This window comes from Caballeronia zhejiangensis (assembly GCF_000698575.1).
Taxonomy (GTDB): domain Bacteria; phylum Pseudomonadota; class Gammaproteobacteria; order Burkholderiales; family Burkholderiaceae; genus Caballeronia; species Caballeronia zhejiangensis.
The window spans coordinates 34428-48750 of the sequence record NZ_JFHD01000032.1 but is presented as its reverse complement, the minus strand read 5'-3'; the positions used below and the strand labels follow the sequence as shown (position 1 = coordinate 48750).

At 63.9% G+C, this 14323-nt stretch carries 14 protein-coding genes and 3 tRNA genes; 12 read left to right on the top strand and 5 right to left on the bottom strand.

The genetic code is table 11. The annotated features are described in order from the left end of the window. Positions 1 to 26: 26 nt before the first annotated feature. Genes rnc through nagZ form a run of 6 tightly spaced genes read left to right on the top strand, consistent with a single transcriptional unit; the run spans position 27 to position 5248 of the window. Positions 27 to 1139: a ribonuclease III gene (rnc, locus tag BG60_RS28190; RefSeq protein ID WP_033537089.1), complete on the top strand. Its 1113-nt coding sequence runs from the start codon at positions 27 to 29 to the stop codon at positions 1137 to 1139. Positions 1140 to 1199: 60 nt separating this feature from the next. Then, entirely contained in the window at positions 1200 to 2099 is a 900-nt protein-coding gene (gene era / locus BG60_RS28185; RefSeq protein ID WP_008342088.1) for a GTPase Era, read from the top strand. A gap of 3 nt (positions 2100 to 2102) precedes the next feature. Next, positions 2103 to 2984, top strand: coding sequence for a DNA repair protein RecO (gene recO, locus BG60_RS28180; RefSeq protein ID WP_034473528.1), 882 nt, complete (start codon positions 2103 to 2105; stop codon positions 2982 to 2984). Next, positions 2981 to 3754, top strand: a complete 774-nt coding sequence (gene pdxJ, locus BG60_RS28175; RefSeq protein WP_034473526.1) for a pyridoxine 5'-phosphate synthase — start codon at positions 2981 to 2983, stop codon at positions 3752 to 3754. The genes recO and pdxJ overlap by 4 nt, the downstream gene beginning before the upstream one ends. 11 nt (positions 3755 to 3765) lie before the next feature. Then, a complete protein-coding gene (gene acpS, locus BG60_RS28170) occupies positions 3766 to 4182 on the top strand; it encodes a holo-ACP synthase (RefSeq protein WP_034473524.1) in 417 nt (138 codons plus the stop codon). A 37-nt stretch (positions 4183 to 4219) separates the two neighbouring features. Beyond that, positions 4220 to 5248: a beta-N-acetylhexosaminidase gene (gene nagZ, locus BG60_RS28165; RefSeq protein ID WP_008342081.1), complete on the top strand. Its 1029-nt coding sequence runs from the start codon at positions 4220 to 4222 to the stop codon at positions 5246 to 5248. A gap of 47 nt (positions 5249 to 5295) precedes the next feature. On the opposite strand, the gene BG60_RS28160 is transcribed toward nagZ, so the two are convergent. The 4 genes from BG60_RS28160 to earP form a co-directional block, all read right to left on the bottom strand. Beyond that, positions 5296 to 6693, bottom strand: coding sequence for a sigma-54-dependent transcriptional regulator (locus BG60_RS28160; protein ID WP_008342079.1), 1398 nt, complete (start codon positions 6691 to 6693; stop codon positions 5296 to 5298). A 160-nt stretch (positions 6694 to 6853) separates the two neighbouring features. Further along, positions 6854 to 7204 (bottom strand): BON domain-containing protein, encoded by a 351-nt coding sequence (locus BG60_RS28155; protein WP_008342078.1) that lies wholly within the window; start codon positions 7202 to 7204, stop codon positions 6854 to 6856. Between the two features lie 265 nt (positions 7205 to 7469). After that, positions 7470 to 8027 carry an elongation factor P gene (efp, locus tag BG60_RS28150; protein ID WP_008342076.1) on the bottom strand — a complete coding sequence of 186 codons (558 nt, stop codon included), beginning with the start codon at positions 8025 to 8027 and terminating at the stop codon, positions 7470 to 7472. 267 nt (positions 8028 to 8294) lie between these two features. After that, positions 8295 to 9452, bottom strand: coding sequence for an elongation factor P maturation arginine rhamnosyltransferase EarP (earP, locus tag BG60_RS28145; RefSeq protein ID WP_034473522.1), 1158 nt, complete (start codon positions 9450 to 9452; stop codon positions 8295 to 8297). Between the two features lie 101 nt (positions 9453 to 9553). Between earP and uvrC the strand changes: the two genes are divergently transcribed. The 6 genes from uvrC (at position 9554) to BG60_RS28115 (ending at position 13462) form a co-directional block, all read left to right on the top strand. Continuing rightward, positions 9554 to 11590 carry an excinuclease ABC subunit UvrC gene (uvrC, locus tag BG60_RS28140; RefSeq protein ID WP_034473520.1) on the top strand — a complete coding sequence of 679 codons (2037 nt, stop codon included), beginning with the start codon at positions 9554 to 9556 and terminating at the stop codon, positions 11588 to 11590. A 109-nt stretch (positions 11591 to 11699) separates the two neighbouring features. Next, positions 11700 to 12296: a CDP-diacylglycerol--glycerol-3-phosphate 3-phosphatidyltransferase gene (gene pgsA, locus BG60_RS28135; RefSeq protein ID WP_034473519.1), complete on the top strand. Its 597-nt coding sequence runs from the start codon at positions 11700 to 11702 to the stop codon at positions 12294 to 12296. 167 nt (positions 12297 to 12463) lie between these two features. Continuing rightward, positions 12464 to 12539: transfer RNA gene (locus BG60_RS28130), tRNA-Gly, on the top strand. Positions 12540 to 12626: 87 nt separating this feature from the next. Then, positions 12627 to 12702, top strand: a tRNA-Gly gene (locus tag BG60_RS28125). Positions 12703 to 12779: 77 nt separating this feature from the next. Continuing rightward, positions 12780 to 12853, top strand: a tRNA-Cys gene (locus tag BG60_RS28120). Positions 12854 to 12967: 114 nt separating this feature from the next. After that, the gene (locus BG60_RS28115; protein WP_034473517.1) at positions 12968 to 13462 is read left to right on the top strand and encodes a GNAT family N-acetyltransferase; all 495 of its coding nucleotides are present in this window, start codon (positions 12968 to 12970) and stop codon (positions 13460 to 13462) included. Here BG60_RS28115 and BG60_RS28110 read toward each other — a convergent pair. Then, on the bottom strand, positions 13457 to 14323 hold the full coding sequence (locus BG60_RS28110) for a cytochrome c oxidase assembly protein (RefSeq protein ID WP_034473515.1): 867 nt from the start codon (positions 14321 to 14323) through the stop codon (positions 13457 to 13459). The genes BG60_RS28115 and BG60_RS28110 overlap by 6 nt on opposite strands.

Genomic DNA, 14323 nt, shown 5'->3' with positions numbered 1-14323 from the left:
CCGCGCGCCCGCGTTATACTCTCTCCATGCCATCTTCTCCGTTGGAAAGCCGGCTGCGGTACGAATTTCGCAATGCGGAATTGCTGCGCCAGGCGATGACCCACCGCAGTCACAGCGCCACGCACAATGAACGGCTCGAATTTCTCGGCGATTCCGTTCTAAATTGCGTGGTGGCCGCGCTTTTGTTCCAACGATTCAGCAAACTCGACGAAGGCGACCTGTCGCGCGTGCGCGCGAATCTGGTCAAACAGCAGTCGCTTTACGAAATCGCGCAGGCGTTGAACGTGTCCGAAGGCCTGCGGCTCGGCGAAGGCGAATTGCGCAGCGGCGGCTTTCGCCGTCCGTCGATTCTCGCCGACACGCTCGAAGCGATCTTCGGCGCCATCTTCCTCGACGGCGGTTTCGACGCCGCTTTCACCGTTATCAAGCGGCTGTACACGCCGGTGCTCGATCACATCGATCCGCGCACCATCGGCAAGGATGCGAAGACGCTTCTGCAGGAATATCTCCAGGGCCACAAGATCGCGTTGCCGACTTACACCGTTATCGCAACGCACGGCGCCGCGCACAATCAGCAGTTCGAAGTCGAATGCACGGTGCCGAAACTCGACGTGAAAGTGTCCGGTTCCGGCGCGAGCCGCCGCGCCGCCGAGCAGGCTGCCGCGAAGAAGGCGCTCGACGAAGTGATGGCCGCTGCACCGACGCTCGGCATGAAGCCGAAGCGCAAGGGCGCGCGCGCGGCGAAGCAGGTCGAGCCCGAAGTGGTGCCCGGCGTCACCGGCATTCAGGCGGCGCTCGATCTGCGGTCGCCCGATCGTCGCGAGCGTCAACATGCACCGCACGGCACGCAGCAGGCGCCGCAGGAACGCCCGGCCACCGCGCCGCTCGCCGTGATTCGCGCGACGCACGTCGAGCCGTCGGCGGGCGCGTACGCAGCCGCGGACAAGCCCGAACGCGCCGTCATTCACCGGCCGGAGAAAGCGGCGAAAAGCGATGCGACGCAAACGTCCGAACGCAGCGCGAATGCGGACAAGCCCGCGCCGTCCGACGAACGCGACGACGACGCCGGCACGCGCAACAGCGCCGCCGCGGATGCGCCCGCGGGCCGCGTCGTGCGCGCCGCCGACGCCGGTCACTGACGCGCGCATCGAGCGCACATCGCGCCCCCGCGCCCCAACGACTTCTTGCCGCACACATCTATGAACGCTCCTACTTCTTCCGGTTTCCGCTGCGGCATGGTCGCGATCGTCGGCCGTCCTAACGTCGGCAAGTCGACGCTGATGAACGCGCTCGTCGGCCAGAAGGTGAGCATCACCTCGCGCAAGGCGCAGACGACGCGCCACCGCATCACCGGCATCAACACGTTCGACGACGCGCAGTACATTTTCGTCGACACGCCCGGTTTCCAGACACGTCACAGCGGCGCGCTGAATCGCTCGCTGAACCGCGCGGTGACGTCGACGCTCACGTCCGTCGATGCGATTCTCTTCGTGATCGAAGCGGGCCGCTTCGGTCCGGACGACCAGAAGGTGCTCGATTTGATCCCGACCGGCACGCCGACTTTGCTGATCGCAAACAAGCTGGATCGCGTCGGCGACAAGAGTTCGCTCTTTCCCTTCATGCAGCAGATGTCGGCCTTGCGGGACTTCCGCGAGATCGTGCCGCTGTCGGCGAAAAACGTCGACGACATCAAGCGCCTCTTGTCGGTCGTGAAGCCGTATCTGCCGGAAGGCGAGCCGATCTACGGCGAGGACGATCTGACCGATCGCAGCGAACGCTTCCTCGCCGCCGAAATTCTGCGCGAGAAGGTGTTCCGCTGGACCGGCGACGAACTGCCGTACACGAGCACGGTGCTCATCGACAAGTTCGAGACCGAAGGGCGTCTGCGCCGCGTGTTCGCGACGATTCTCGTCGATCGCGACATGCACAAGGCGATGATCATCGGCCAGAAGGGCGCGAAGCTGAAGCAGATCAGCACCGAGGCGCGGCTCGACATGGAGAAGCTCTTCGACGGTCCCGTGTATCTCGAAACCTTCGTCAAGGTGAAGAGCGGCTGGGCGGACAACGAAGCGGGCCTGCGCGCGTACGGCTACGAGTGATGCATGGACGACGGCCCGAACGACGCCCGGATGATTCCGCCCGCCGATGATCGTCCCGACGACGATTTCGACGCGGAAGAGCGCCCGGCCGCGCGCGCCGTGCCAAAGCGGCGGCGCGCGGCGCCGTCATCGACATCCGATGCCGAGTCTGCGCCGAGAAAGCCGCGTTCGGATTTTCGCGTCGCCGAGCAGCCGGGATTCGTGCTGCACAGTTATCCGTATCGCGAGACGAGTCTGATCATCGACGTGTTCTCGCGCGATCACGGGCGCGTCGCGCTCGTCGCGAAGGGCGCGAAGCGTCCGCATTCCGCGCTGCGCGGCGTATTGCAGACGTTTCAGCCGCTGGGACTTTCGTGGACCGGCAAGGGCGAAGTCCGCACGCTGACGACCGCCGAATGGGTCGGCGGCATGTTGCCGCTCGCCGGCGACGCGTTGCTATGCGGCTTCTACGTCAATGAATTGCTGGTGAAGTTCTGCGCCCGCGAGGACGCGCATCCGGCGCTCTTCAACCATTACGTGCTGACGCTCTCGCGCCTCGCGCACGACGAACCCGCCGCTCAGGTGTTGCGTTCATTCGAATGCGTGCTGCTGCGCGAAACCGGCTACGCGATGAATCTCGTGCGCACGGTGACACGCCAGCCGGTCGCCGCCGACGCCCGCTATGTATTCGATCCAGACCGCGGCGTGCGCGAGGCGTCGGACGATCTTCCGGCGCAATGGCCGATGATTTCGGGGCAAACGCTCATCGACATGGAGCGCGACGACTACACGAATCCGCAGACCGCCGCGCAGAGCAAGACGCTGATGCGCTTTCTGCTGAATCACTACCTGGGCGGCACGCCGCTCGCCACCCGTCAGATATTGATCGACCTGCAAAAACTATGAGCTTCTTTCTCACATCGCCTGCGAATGTGATCGATCTGGGCGTGAACATCGATCACGTCGCCACGTTGCGCAACGCGCGCGGCACGTCGTATCCCGATCCGATCCGCGCGGCGCTCGCCGCCGAGGAAGCGGGCGCGGACGCCATCACGCTGCATCTGCGCGAGGATCGCCGTCATATCGTCGATGCCGATGTGCGCACGCTGCGTCCGCTCCTCAAAACGCGTATGAATCTCGAATGCGCGGTGACGCGCGAGATGCTCGACATCGCGTGCGAGATCAAGCCGCACGACGTCTGTCTCGTGCCGGAAAAGCGTCAGGAAGTGACGACTGAAGGCGGCCTCGATGTCGCCGGCCGCTTCGAAGAGGTCAAGGCCGCGTGCAGGCAACTCGCCGACGCGGGCGCGCGCGTGTCGCTTTTCATCGATCCTGACGAGGCGCAGATTCGCGCCGCGAAAGAGGCGGGCGCGCCCGTCATCGAACTGCACACGGGCCGATATGCCGAAGCGCACGACGAAGCCGAACAGCAACGCGAATTCGAGCGCGTCGCGGCGAGCGTCGATGTCGGCAACGCGCTCGGGCTGAAGGTGAACGCGGGCCACGGCCTGCACTACACCAACGTGCAGGCGATCGCGGCGTTGCCGGGCATCGTCGAGCTGAACATCGGACATGCGATCGTCGCGCATTCGATCTTCGCCGGCTGGGACAACGCCGTGCGCGAGATGAAGGCGATCATGGTCGCGTCGCGTCTCGCGTCGGCCAACGCGCGCTGAGCGGGCACATCATGGCGATCTACGGAATTGGCACGGATGTCGTGCAGGTGAGCCGCGTCGCGGCGGTCATGAGACGCACCAAGGGCCGCTTCGCCGAAAAGGTGCTCGGCCCCGACGAACTGCGCGTCTACCACGCGCGCAACGCGCGTTCGGAAGTGCGCGGTCTCGCGTTTCTCTCGACGCGCTTTTCGGCTAAGGAAGCGTTCTCGAAGGCGATCGGCCTCGGCATGCGCTGGCCGATGACGTGGCGCGCGCTGCAGACGCTCAACGAGCCGAGCGGCAAGCCGATGATCGCGGCCTCCGGCGAACTCGCGCAATGGCTCGAGCAACGCGGCATCACGGCGAAAGTCACGGTCAGCGACGAGCGCGATTACGCGGTGTCGTTCGTGATCGCGGAAGTGGCCGACAGCGCGCCCGGCCAATCCTGAATTCAATCCAACCAAGACTAAAAGCCAATTGAATCCGATGAAACGCACTCCCGGCCCCGTCATGTTCGACGTCGCCGGCACGACGCTCTCCGACGCGGATATCGAACGCATCACGCATCCGATGACGGGCGGCATCATTCTCTTCGCGCGGCATTTCACCGACCGCGCGCAACTCGTTGCGCTGACCGATGCGATCCGCGCGGTACGCGATGACATCCTCATCGCCGTCGATCACGAAGGTGGCCGCGTGCAGCGTTTTCGCACCGACGGCTTCACCGTGCTGCCCGCGCCGGGCAAGCTCGGCGAGCTGTGGGACAAGGACGTGCTCGCCGCGACGAAGGCGGCGACCGCGTTCGGATACGTGCTCGCGTCGGAGTTGCGCGCGTGCGGCATCGACATGAGCTTCACGCCGGTGCTCGATCTGAACTACGGACAGTCGAAAGTGGTCGGCGATCGCGCCTTTCACGCCGATCCGCGCGTCGTGACAATGCTCGCGAAGAGCCTGAATCACGGCCTCGCGCTCGCGGGCATGGCGAACTGCGGCAAGCATTTTCCGGGTCACGGTTTCGCCGAAGCCGATTCGCACGTCGCGCTGCCGACCGACGATCGCACGCTCGACGAGATCCTCGCCGCCGATGTGCGCCCGTACGACTGGCTCGGCATGTCGCTGGCGTCGGTGATTCCGGCGCATGTGATTTACACGAAGGTCGACGACAAACCGGCGGGATTCTCGCGCATCTGGCTGCAGGACATCCTGCGCGGCAGGCTCGGCTTCAACGGGGCGATCTTCAGCGACGATCTGTCGATGGAAGCCGCGCGCGCGGGCGGCACGCTCACCGAGGCCGCGACGGCCGCGCTCACGGCGGGCTGCGACATGGCGCTGATCTGCAATCAGCCGGAAGAGGCGGGCAAGGTGCTGGAGCAGTTGCGCTATACGCCGCCGAAGGCGTCGGCGCAGCGTCTCAAGCAGATGCGTCCGCGCGGCAAGGCGCTGCGCTGGAGCAAGCTGCAGGCGCAGGCCGAATATCAGGCGGCGCGCGCGCTCGTCAAAGAGATGCTCGGGTAAACGAAAAACGCCACGGATCTCGTGGCGTTTTTTTGTGGCAGGTGAAATCAGGACGATTCCAGCTTCATCCGCTGCAGCTTGTTGTAGAGCGTCTTCGGGCTGATGCCGAGCAGCGTCGCCGCGCGGTGACGCGTGCCACCGACCGCTTCGAGCGTCGCGCGAATCAGCATGTCCTCGACGTCCGCGAGCGCGGTGCCGACCGTCACCTGCACGCTGCTGCCGTTGAGACCGCGACCGCCGAGGCCGCCCGGCTCATCGACGCGCAATGTCTCGATCGTCTCGCCCGACGCGTGATACGCGCGCCGCACGCGCTCGCGCAGCTCGCGCACGTTGCCGGGCCATTCGGTCGCGATGCACTCGCGGATAAACGCCGGGCTGATACGCTTCGGCGAGCCGCTCGTGATCCCGGCGATGTGATTCTCGCGGTTCAATTCGTCGACGAGCGTTTCGGCGATCAGCGCGATGTCGTCGTCGCGATCGGCGAGCGGCGGCAGCATGATCGACGACGCCGACAGACGCTGAAACAGATCCTCGCGCATCGCGCCGCTCGCGACGGCTTCGCGCATCGGCGTGCGGGACGCGGCGATCAGGCGGAAGTCCGTCATGATTCGATTGCTGCCGCCGACGCGCATGAACGTCTGCGAATCGAGCGCGCGCAGGAGCGCTTCCTGTTGCGCGGCGGGCAGCAGATCGATCTGGTCGAGGAACAGCGTGCCGCCGCCCGCCTGTTCGAGCAGACCCGGCTCGCGGTTCTCGGCGCCCGCGAAGGCGTTGCGCTCATGGCCGAAGAGAATGCTTTCCATCGAGCGCTGCGTGCCGTCGGGCGCCTGGCGGCTCGCGGAACAATCGAACGTGACGAACGGGCCTTTGCGACGGCGGCTCAATTGATGGATCGTGCGCGCCGCGATCTTCTTGCCCGTGCCCGGATCGCCGCAGATCAGCACAGCGGCTTCGGTCGGCGCGGTGTGCTCGATCAGATCGTAGACGTGCTGCATCGCTGCGCTGCGGCCGATCATGTCGCCGAAATGGCCGAGATCGCGCAGCGTCGTTCGCAGCGACTGGACTTCCTCGGTGAGCTCGTACGGCCGCGGAATGCGCGCAAGCAAGCTGCGCAAGCGCGGGATGTTCACGGGCTTCAGCAGATAGTCCCAGATGCCGTGTCGCAAGCCTTCGATCGCGCTTTCCACCGTCGCATTCCCTGTCATCACGATGACCGGCAGCGCGCCATCGGGCGGTTGTGAGGGGAGGCTCGGCAACAAGTCGAGACCGCTGCCGTCCGGCAGATTCAGGTCGATCAGCACGACATCGGGGATGAAGCGGGTCAGCGCGGAGCGCGCCTCGGCGAGCGTCGTCGCGGTATCGACGGAAAAGCCGTCTGCCGTGAGGATCGCGGACAGGCCGGAGAGGCTATTGGGATCGTCTTCGACAATCAGTGCGTGTGGCATGGCGGACCAACGTATCAAAGTGGACTGTAATGCGCCGTTTCCGCGTGGGATCGGGCGTGTCGTGGGCGGAATACCGCGCCGCTTTCCGGCGTTCGGCGCGTACCCCGCTGCGGTTTTTTGTCCTGCGTTACTCGTTCGGCATCGTTGTGCTGCAAGCGCGTCATTGCGGTCTGAGATGCAGTTCGTTGCTGACCGACTGCACGCCCGGGACACTGCGCGCCACGGCCAGCGCTTTCTGAATCTGCACCTCCGAATCTGCGTATCCCGACAACTGCACGACGCCGCGATACGTCGCGACGCTCACCGGCAATGGCTTCAACTGCGGATCGGCGGCGAGCGCGGCTTTCACGCGAGCGGCGAGCGCAGCGTCGTCGGTTGCGATTTCGCCGCCGGTGTTCGCATTCGCCGATGTCGCCGGACTCGACTTGCAGCCGGCGATGAGAGCAAAGGCGGGCAATGCGAGCGCCGCGACGATCAGAAACCTGCTCCGGATGAAAGGCGTGCTTTGCATGTCGGCTTGGAAATCTTGATCTGGTTGACCGAGCAGAAACCGTGCCAGGCAGTTAATTTTTCCGATGTACGTCGCGCACGCGGGGCCAGCGCGGGCGGCTGGGGGAATCGGCGGTGGAGCGTGTCGGGGCGCGACCGGTAAAGTTTGCCTGAAATTGTCAAAAAATTCATGCAAAAGAAAAAGCGCCCGCGATGGGGCGCTTTTTTGAACCGATCGGGCGGTGCGTTGCACCGGCCGTTCGGCTTACGACGCAGCGGCGTAAGGCTTACGCGCGGCTGCGATATTCATTCGTGCGGGTGTCGATTTCGATCTTGTCGCCGATGTTGCAGAAGAGCGGCACTTGCAGTTCGAAGCCGGTGTTCAGCTTGGCGGTCTTCAGCACCTTGCCCGACGACGTATCGCCCTTGACGGCCGGTTCCGTGTAGACGATCTCGCGAACCAGCGTGGTCGGCAGTTCGACCGAGATGGCCTTTTCGTTGTAGAACACGACTTCGCACGCCATGCCGTCTTCGAGGTAGTTGAGCGCGTCGCCCATCATTTCGGCTTCGACTTCGAACTGGTTGTAGTCGGCGTCCATGAAGACGTACATCGGATCGGCGAAGTACGAGTACGTCACTTCCTTGCGATCGAGCACGACGACGTCGAACTTGTCGTCAGCCTTGTAGACGGTTTCCATGCCCGCTGCCGTCAGCAGGTTCTTGAACTTCATCTTCACGACCGCGGCGTTGCGGCCCGACTTGTTGTACTCGGCGCGCTGCACGACCATGGCATCGTTGCCGATCATGACGACGTTGCCGACGCGGAGTTCTTGTGCGGTCTTCATAAAACTGGGTCCTGTACGAATGGATTTGGCTTGAATGCCTGAAATGAATCGATCCGACGGCGGCGGTGCCTCGGTTTTATGCCGCCGCCGTGCGAGTGTTCGGGCTAACGAGGGATCTGCCGCGAACGGCTTGAGCAAATGGCTTGATCTTCGCGGCGCAAAACTGGACGAACTGCGCCTTGCTTCCTCGGATAACCGCTTATTTTAACTGAGTTTTTGCTTGTTTGGCCAGTCGATTGGCGCTCCTGAAACGCGTCAGTGCGAGTTTCATCTGCTGATTCGCGAGGCCACATGCGCGGCGAGATTGCCGGCCAGATCGCCGATGCCCGCGAGTTCCTTCGCCCACTTCACGGCGCGGCGCTCCCATTCTCGCCGATGCGCCCAAAAGTCCGCCCAGTCGGGAACGCCCACGCCATTCCACGCGTGCCAGAAGCGTGCGGCCGCCTCGCGCGCGGACGGATCGAGCGTGCGCGTGTAATGCGCGAGCGCGGCGTCGAGCTTGGGCAGATGGGCGTCGTCGGCTTGCGGGTAGATGTGCCAGACGAAGGGCTTCATCGCCCATTGCGCGCGCACGAACGAATCCTCGCCGCGCACGAAGTTGATGTCGGCGGCCCAGAGCAGTTCGTCGAAACGCGTTTGCTCGACGAAGCCGAGCGCGTGCGCCTCCAGCGCGCCGGCGCGCGCCGTCGTGCCGGCGATGAAGTTCGGCACGTCGAAAAAGCGTGCGACCGCGCCCGAGATGCGGCCTTCGGGAACGAGCAGCACGACGGGCACATCGCCGTCGCGCCATTGCGCGAGGAGCGCGTCGACAGCCGGATTCTCATATGCGAACAGCGACACGACTGTATGTTCGCCGCCCGGCCGCTCGATCCCGACGAACTCGCGCCACCACGCGTTCGCATCGAAGCGCTCGCGGCGCGCGTCGAGATCGCGTTCCTTCAGCACGCCGCCCGTGCCCTTGCCGAGCCCGGGAAAGAAGAAGCTCTTGTCGAGCGGATAGCGCGGATGCGGCGACGGGCGCATGTGGAAATCGGCGACCCAATCCTCGCCGCTCAGATATTCGAGATTGATCCAGACCGGCTTCGGATCGCGGCGTGCCATCGCGGCGATGTACGCATGCGGCAATTCGCACGCGAACGCCTCGATCACGACATCGGCGATGGCAAGCGTGTCGCCCGCATGCGCAGGCTCGCGCCAGTGCTCGATCGCGATGCCCATCGCCTCCTGGCGCGGCAGCGTCGCATCGACGTCGGGGCAGAGCGCGTGAAAGACCGTCAGATCGTCGACGAAAAGACGCACGCGCCAGCCGTGCTCCGCGTGCAACTGCCGCGCGAGACGCCAGCACACGCCGATGTCGCCGAAATTGTCGACGACCGCGCAGAAGATGTCGCAGGCGAGTTCCTGATTGGCGGCAAGCGTAGTCATGAGGACGAAGGCGCGCGGTTTAATGTTCTAAACTGGCGATTCTAAGATAACGCTCCAGGCGCGGCTCACCGTCGTGCCGATGCCTTTCGTCCCCTTGCTGCATGACTGACACCGACGCCCTCCAACCGGATTTCGACCCGAAAACGACGCTCGCGCAATTGCCGCATCTGCCCGGCGTGTACCGCTACTACGACGGCGACGGCAACGTGCTCTACGTCGGCAAGGCGCGCAATCTGAAGAAACGCGTGTCGAGCTACTTCACGAAGACGCTGCATTCGCCGCGCATCGCGATGATGGTCACGCGCATCCGCAAGATCGAGACAACCGTCACGCGCTCGGAAGCCGAAGCGCTGCTGCTCGAAAACAATCTGATCAAGGCGCTCGCGCCGCGCTACAACATCCTTTTTCGCGACGACAAGTCGTATCCGTTTCTCAAGCTCACCGGCCACAAGTTTCCGCGCATGGCGTATTACCGCGGCGCGGTCGACAAGAAGAACCAGTATTTCGGCCCGTTTCCGAGCGCGTGGGCGGTGCGCGAGAGCATCCAGATCCTGCAGCGCGTCTTCCAGTTGCGCACCTGCGAGGACTCGGTGTTCAACAACCGCACGCGGCCGTGTTTGCTGCATCAGATCGGGCGCTGCACCGCGCCGTGCACCGGCTTGATCAACGAAGAGGATTACGCGCGCGACGTGTCGAATGCGTCGCGCTTTTTGCTCGGGCGTCAGGGCGAGGTGATGAAGGAGCTCGAGCAGAAGATGCACGCGTTTGCCGCGGATCTCAAGTTCGAACAGGCCGCGGCGGTGCGCAATCAGATGAGCTCGCTGTCGACCGTACTGCATCAGCAGGCGATCGAAGTCGGTGGCGAGAGCGATGTCGATATCCTCGCGGTCGTCGCGCTCGGGGGCAAGGTGTGCGTGAATCTCGCGATGGTGCGCGGCGGCCGGCATCTGGGCGACAAGGCGTATTTTCCGGCGCACGTCGAAAGCGCGATGGCGCTCGGCGACGAAGACGAGCTTGCGGATGCCAACGAAACGGTAGGTGCGCCCACCGAAACGGAAACCGAAACCGAGTCCGAAGAGCCACGCGAAAGCTCGCTGGAATCCGAAGTGCTGGAAGCCTTCATGGCGCAGCATTACATCGGCAATCGCGTGCCGCCGGTGCTCGTCGTGAGTCATGCGCCGTCGAGCCGCGAGCTCGTCGATCTGCTGATCGAGCAGGCGGGGCACAAGGTCACGCTGCTGCGTCAGCCGCAAGGGCAAAAGCGCGCGTGGCTCTCGATGGCCGAGAACAACGCCAAGCTCGCGCTCGCGCGCCTATTGTCGGAACAGGGTTCGCAGCAGGCGCGCACGCGCGCGCTCGCGGACACGCTGTCCATGGAGATGGACGATCTCGCGCAACTGCGCATCGAGTGCTTCGACATCAGCCATACGATGGGCGAGGCGACGCAGGCATCGTGCGTCGTGTATCACCATCACAAGATGCAGTCGGGCGAATACCGGCGCTACAACATCACCGGCATCACGCCGGGCGACGATTACGCCGCGATGCGGCAGGTGCTCACGCGCCGATACGAGAAGATGGTCGCGCAGGCCGCCGCGAACGCCAACGATGAAGCCGCGACCCTGCAACCCGACGATGCCGCCGATCCCAACGTCACGCCCGATGGCGCCGAACCGGTCGCGGCGGGCGGCACGCTGCCGAACATCGTGCTGATCGACGGCGGCAAGGGCCAGGTGGAAATCGCGCGGCAGGTGTTCTCCGAGCTCGGTCTGGATCACGGCATGCTGGTAGGCGTAGCGAAAGGAGAAGGGCGCAAGGTCGGCCTGGAGACGCTCGTGTTCGCCGACGGCCGCGCCGCGCTCGAACTCGGCAAGGAAAGCGCGGCGCTGATGCTCGTCGCGCAGATCCGCGACGAGGCGCACCGCTTCGCCATCACCGGGATGCGCGCGAAGCGGGCAAAGGCGCGCCAGACTTCGCGGCTGGAGGAACTGGAAGGCGTCGGCGCGAAACGGCGTCAGCGGCTCCTGTCGCGTTTTGGCGGATTGCGCGGCGTGCAGGCGGCGAGCGTCGAGGACCTGGCGAGCGTCGAAGGCATTTCGCTCGCGCTCGCGCAGCAGATTTATCGTCAGTTGCATTGAGCCGCAAAGCCGGCCGCGCGGCGCGCCACAGCGGTGCGCCGCCTTGTGAGCGCCGGATCGACGCGGCACAATGGCGGCTTCCTTACATGTCCCTCAACCGCTTTCGCCCATGCCGTTCAATCTACCGATCTTCCTGACGTGGCTGCGAATCGTGCTGATTCCGCTCGTCGTGGGCGTGTTCTATCTGCCGGACATGATGATGAGCGCGGAGCATCGCAACCTGCTCGGCATGGTCATCTTCGTGCTCGCCGCACTCACCGATTGGTTCGACGGCTTTCTCGCGCGCAAGCTCAATCAGACGTCGTCGTTCGGCGCGTTCCTCGATCCCGTTGCCGACAAGCTGATGGTCACCGCCGCGCTGCTCGTGCTCGTGCAACTGTCGCGGCTCAATGCGGTGATCGCGCTCATCATCGTTGGACGCGAAATCACGATTTCCGCGCTGCGCGAATGGATGGCGCAGATCGGCGCATCGAAGAGCGTCGCGGTGAATCAGCTCGGCAAGTTCAAGACCGTGTGCCAGATGGTCGCGATCCCGATGCTGCTGTTCTACGGGCCGCTGAAGATCGCCGGCACGCAATGGATCATCGACACGCGCGTGTGGGGCCTGTGGCTCATCTACGTCGCCGCGTTCCTCACCGTCTGGTCGATGCTCTACTACATGAAGCTCGCGTGGCCGCAGATTCGCGAGCGCGGCGGCATGCTTTGAGGCGGAAAACGCGCTCATTGCAAAAATTGCGTCGAAGCGAAAAAATCCTCTCACAAAACAGTTGACAGCCTTCTTTGGCTTCTACATAATCTCGTTTCTCTGATGCACGACGCGACGCAGCAAGCGAAGCAAGAGCAAAAGAAAGCAGTAAAAGAAAGCAGTAACACGCGGGAGTAGCTCAGTTGGTAGAGCGCAACCTTGCCAAGGTTGAGGTCGCGAGTTCGAGACTCGTCTCCCGCTCCAGATTTTGAAGGTTCTGAGGTCGTCGGCGCTGAATTGGCAAAGCGCAACGCGGCAGCAGTACCGGCAGTAGTTGTATCGCAGGATATTGCGGGAGTAGCTCAGTTGGTAGAGCGCAACCTTGCCAAGGTTGAGGTCGCGAGTTCGAGACTCGTCTCCCGCTCCAGTCAAAGGGGAAGCCAAGCTTCCCTTTTTGTTTGGTGGCTCAGCCGGTCAATTGCCGGTGGCACCAGAACCGCTTGTGGCGCGGTAGCAAAGCGGTTATGCAGCGGCCTGCAAAGCCGTTTAGACCGGTTCGACTCCGGTCCGCGCCTCCACTTGAAAAGCCCTGATCCGTCAGGGCTTTTTCTTTTTCGGAACGCCGGTAGCCACCGATTCTGCGTCCCGTGGCGGCACGGCATAATTGCAACGTTTCTGCCACACCTACTCCAATGACCGACTCACTCTCCCAACTCGAATGGCGCTGGAAGCGCTTCGACGATCTGTCGACGACCGAGGTCTACGACATGCTCGCGGCCCGTAGCGCCGTGTTCGTCGTCGAGCAGAATTGCGTGTATGGCGATATCGACGGCCTCGATGTCGACGCGTGGCATCTTCTCGCATATGGCGAAGGCGAGAAGCGCCCTGCGCTCGCGGGTTATCTGCGCGTGCTGTTGCCGGGTCATCCGGACGAGGGCGAGAAGGACGTGCGCATCGGCCGCGTGCTGACGACCGCGAAGTTTCGCGGCCTGAAGCTCGGCAATGCGATGCTCGAACGCGCGCTCGAGCACATCCTGAAGCAATGGCCCGATCAGCCGGTCAGCCTTCACGCACAGGCGCACTTGCAGCGCTTCTACGGCGCGTTCGGCTTCGTGCCGTCGTCGGGTGTGCATGACGAAGACGGCATTCCGCACGTCTGGATGCGCCGTCCCGGTTTTCCTTCATGACGCGCTGACGTTGACGGGCGCCGCGATCGCGACGCTGCGTTCCTTGATGAGCCGCGAGCGCGCCGACAGCCGCAGCCAGTGACGCAGCGCAATCAGCGCGCCGATCACGCTCATCATCGATCCGGGAATCCACAGCAACAGGCCGCCGATCTGCTGATCGCGCATCGGCGTGATCCAGGTGAACGCGCGGCCGCAAATCGAATAGATCGGATACAGCTCGTGCGGCGTGAAGAAGATGTACGCGCCGAGAACGATCTGCGGCGGAATCGCGGCGATCACGACGAGAATCCGTCTGCCGGGCGCGAGGCGCGCGGGCGGCGCGGGCCGCGGGTCGAGAATGAGCCACCAGAACAACAGGCCGTCGATCACCATGCTCCAGTTCATTACGCGATAGAGCCGGTAATCGAGCATCGCCTTGAAGTGGATCGGCGACAGCAGCCAGAAATAGATCAGCCCGACGAACAGCGCGACGGCGATCACGGGATTGAACACGACATCGCAAAAGACGCGCGCAATGCGCGTTTGCGCGGCCGGACGCAACCAGCGCTGCCGCCATCCGAACGGAATGCCCGCACGCAGCGCCGCGCCCGGATACGACAGCGCGATCAGAAACGGACCGAGATGATGCAGCACGAGATGCTGCAATCGATGCATGAAGAATTCGTGCTCGAAGAAGTAATCGAGCCGCGTGTGCAGCGCCACGTAAAGCGCAACGAGGCCGAACCAGAACGCGATGCGCCGCGACACCGACACGCGCGCATGCCGCGCCCCGCGCGCGAACAGAATCCCCGCGACGAGCACCGCGATCACGACCGTCGGCGACGGCTCCCACGGATCGAGCCAGTAAAGCAGCGTGCTCAT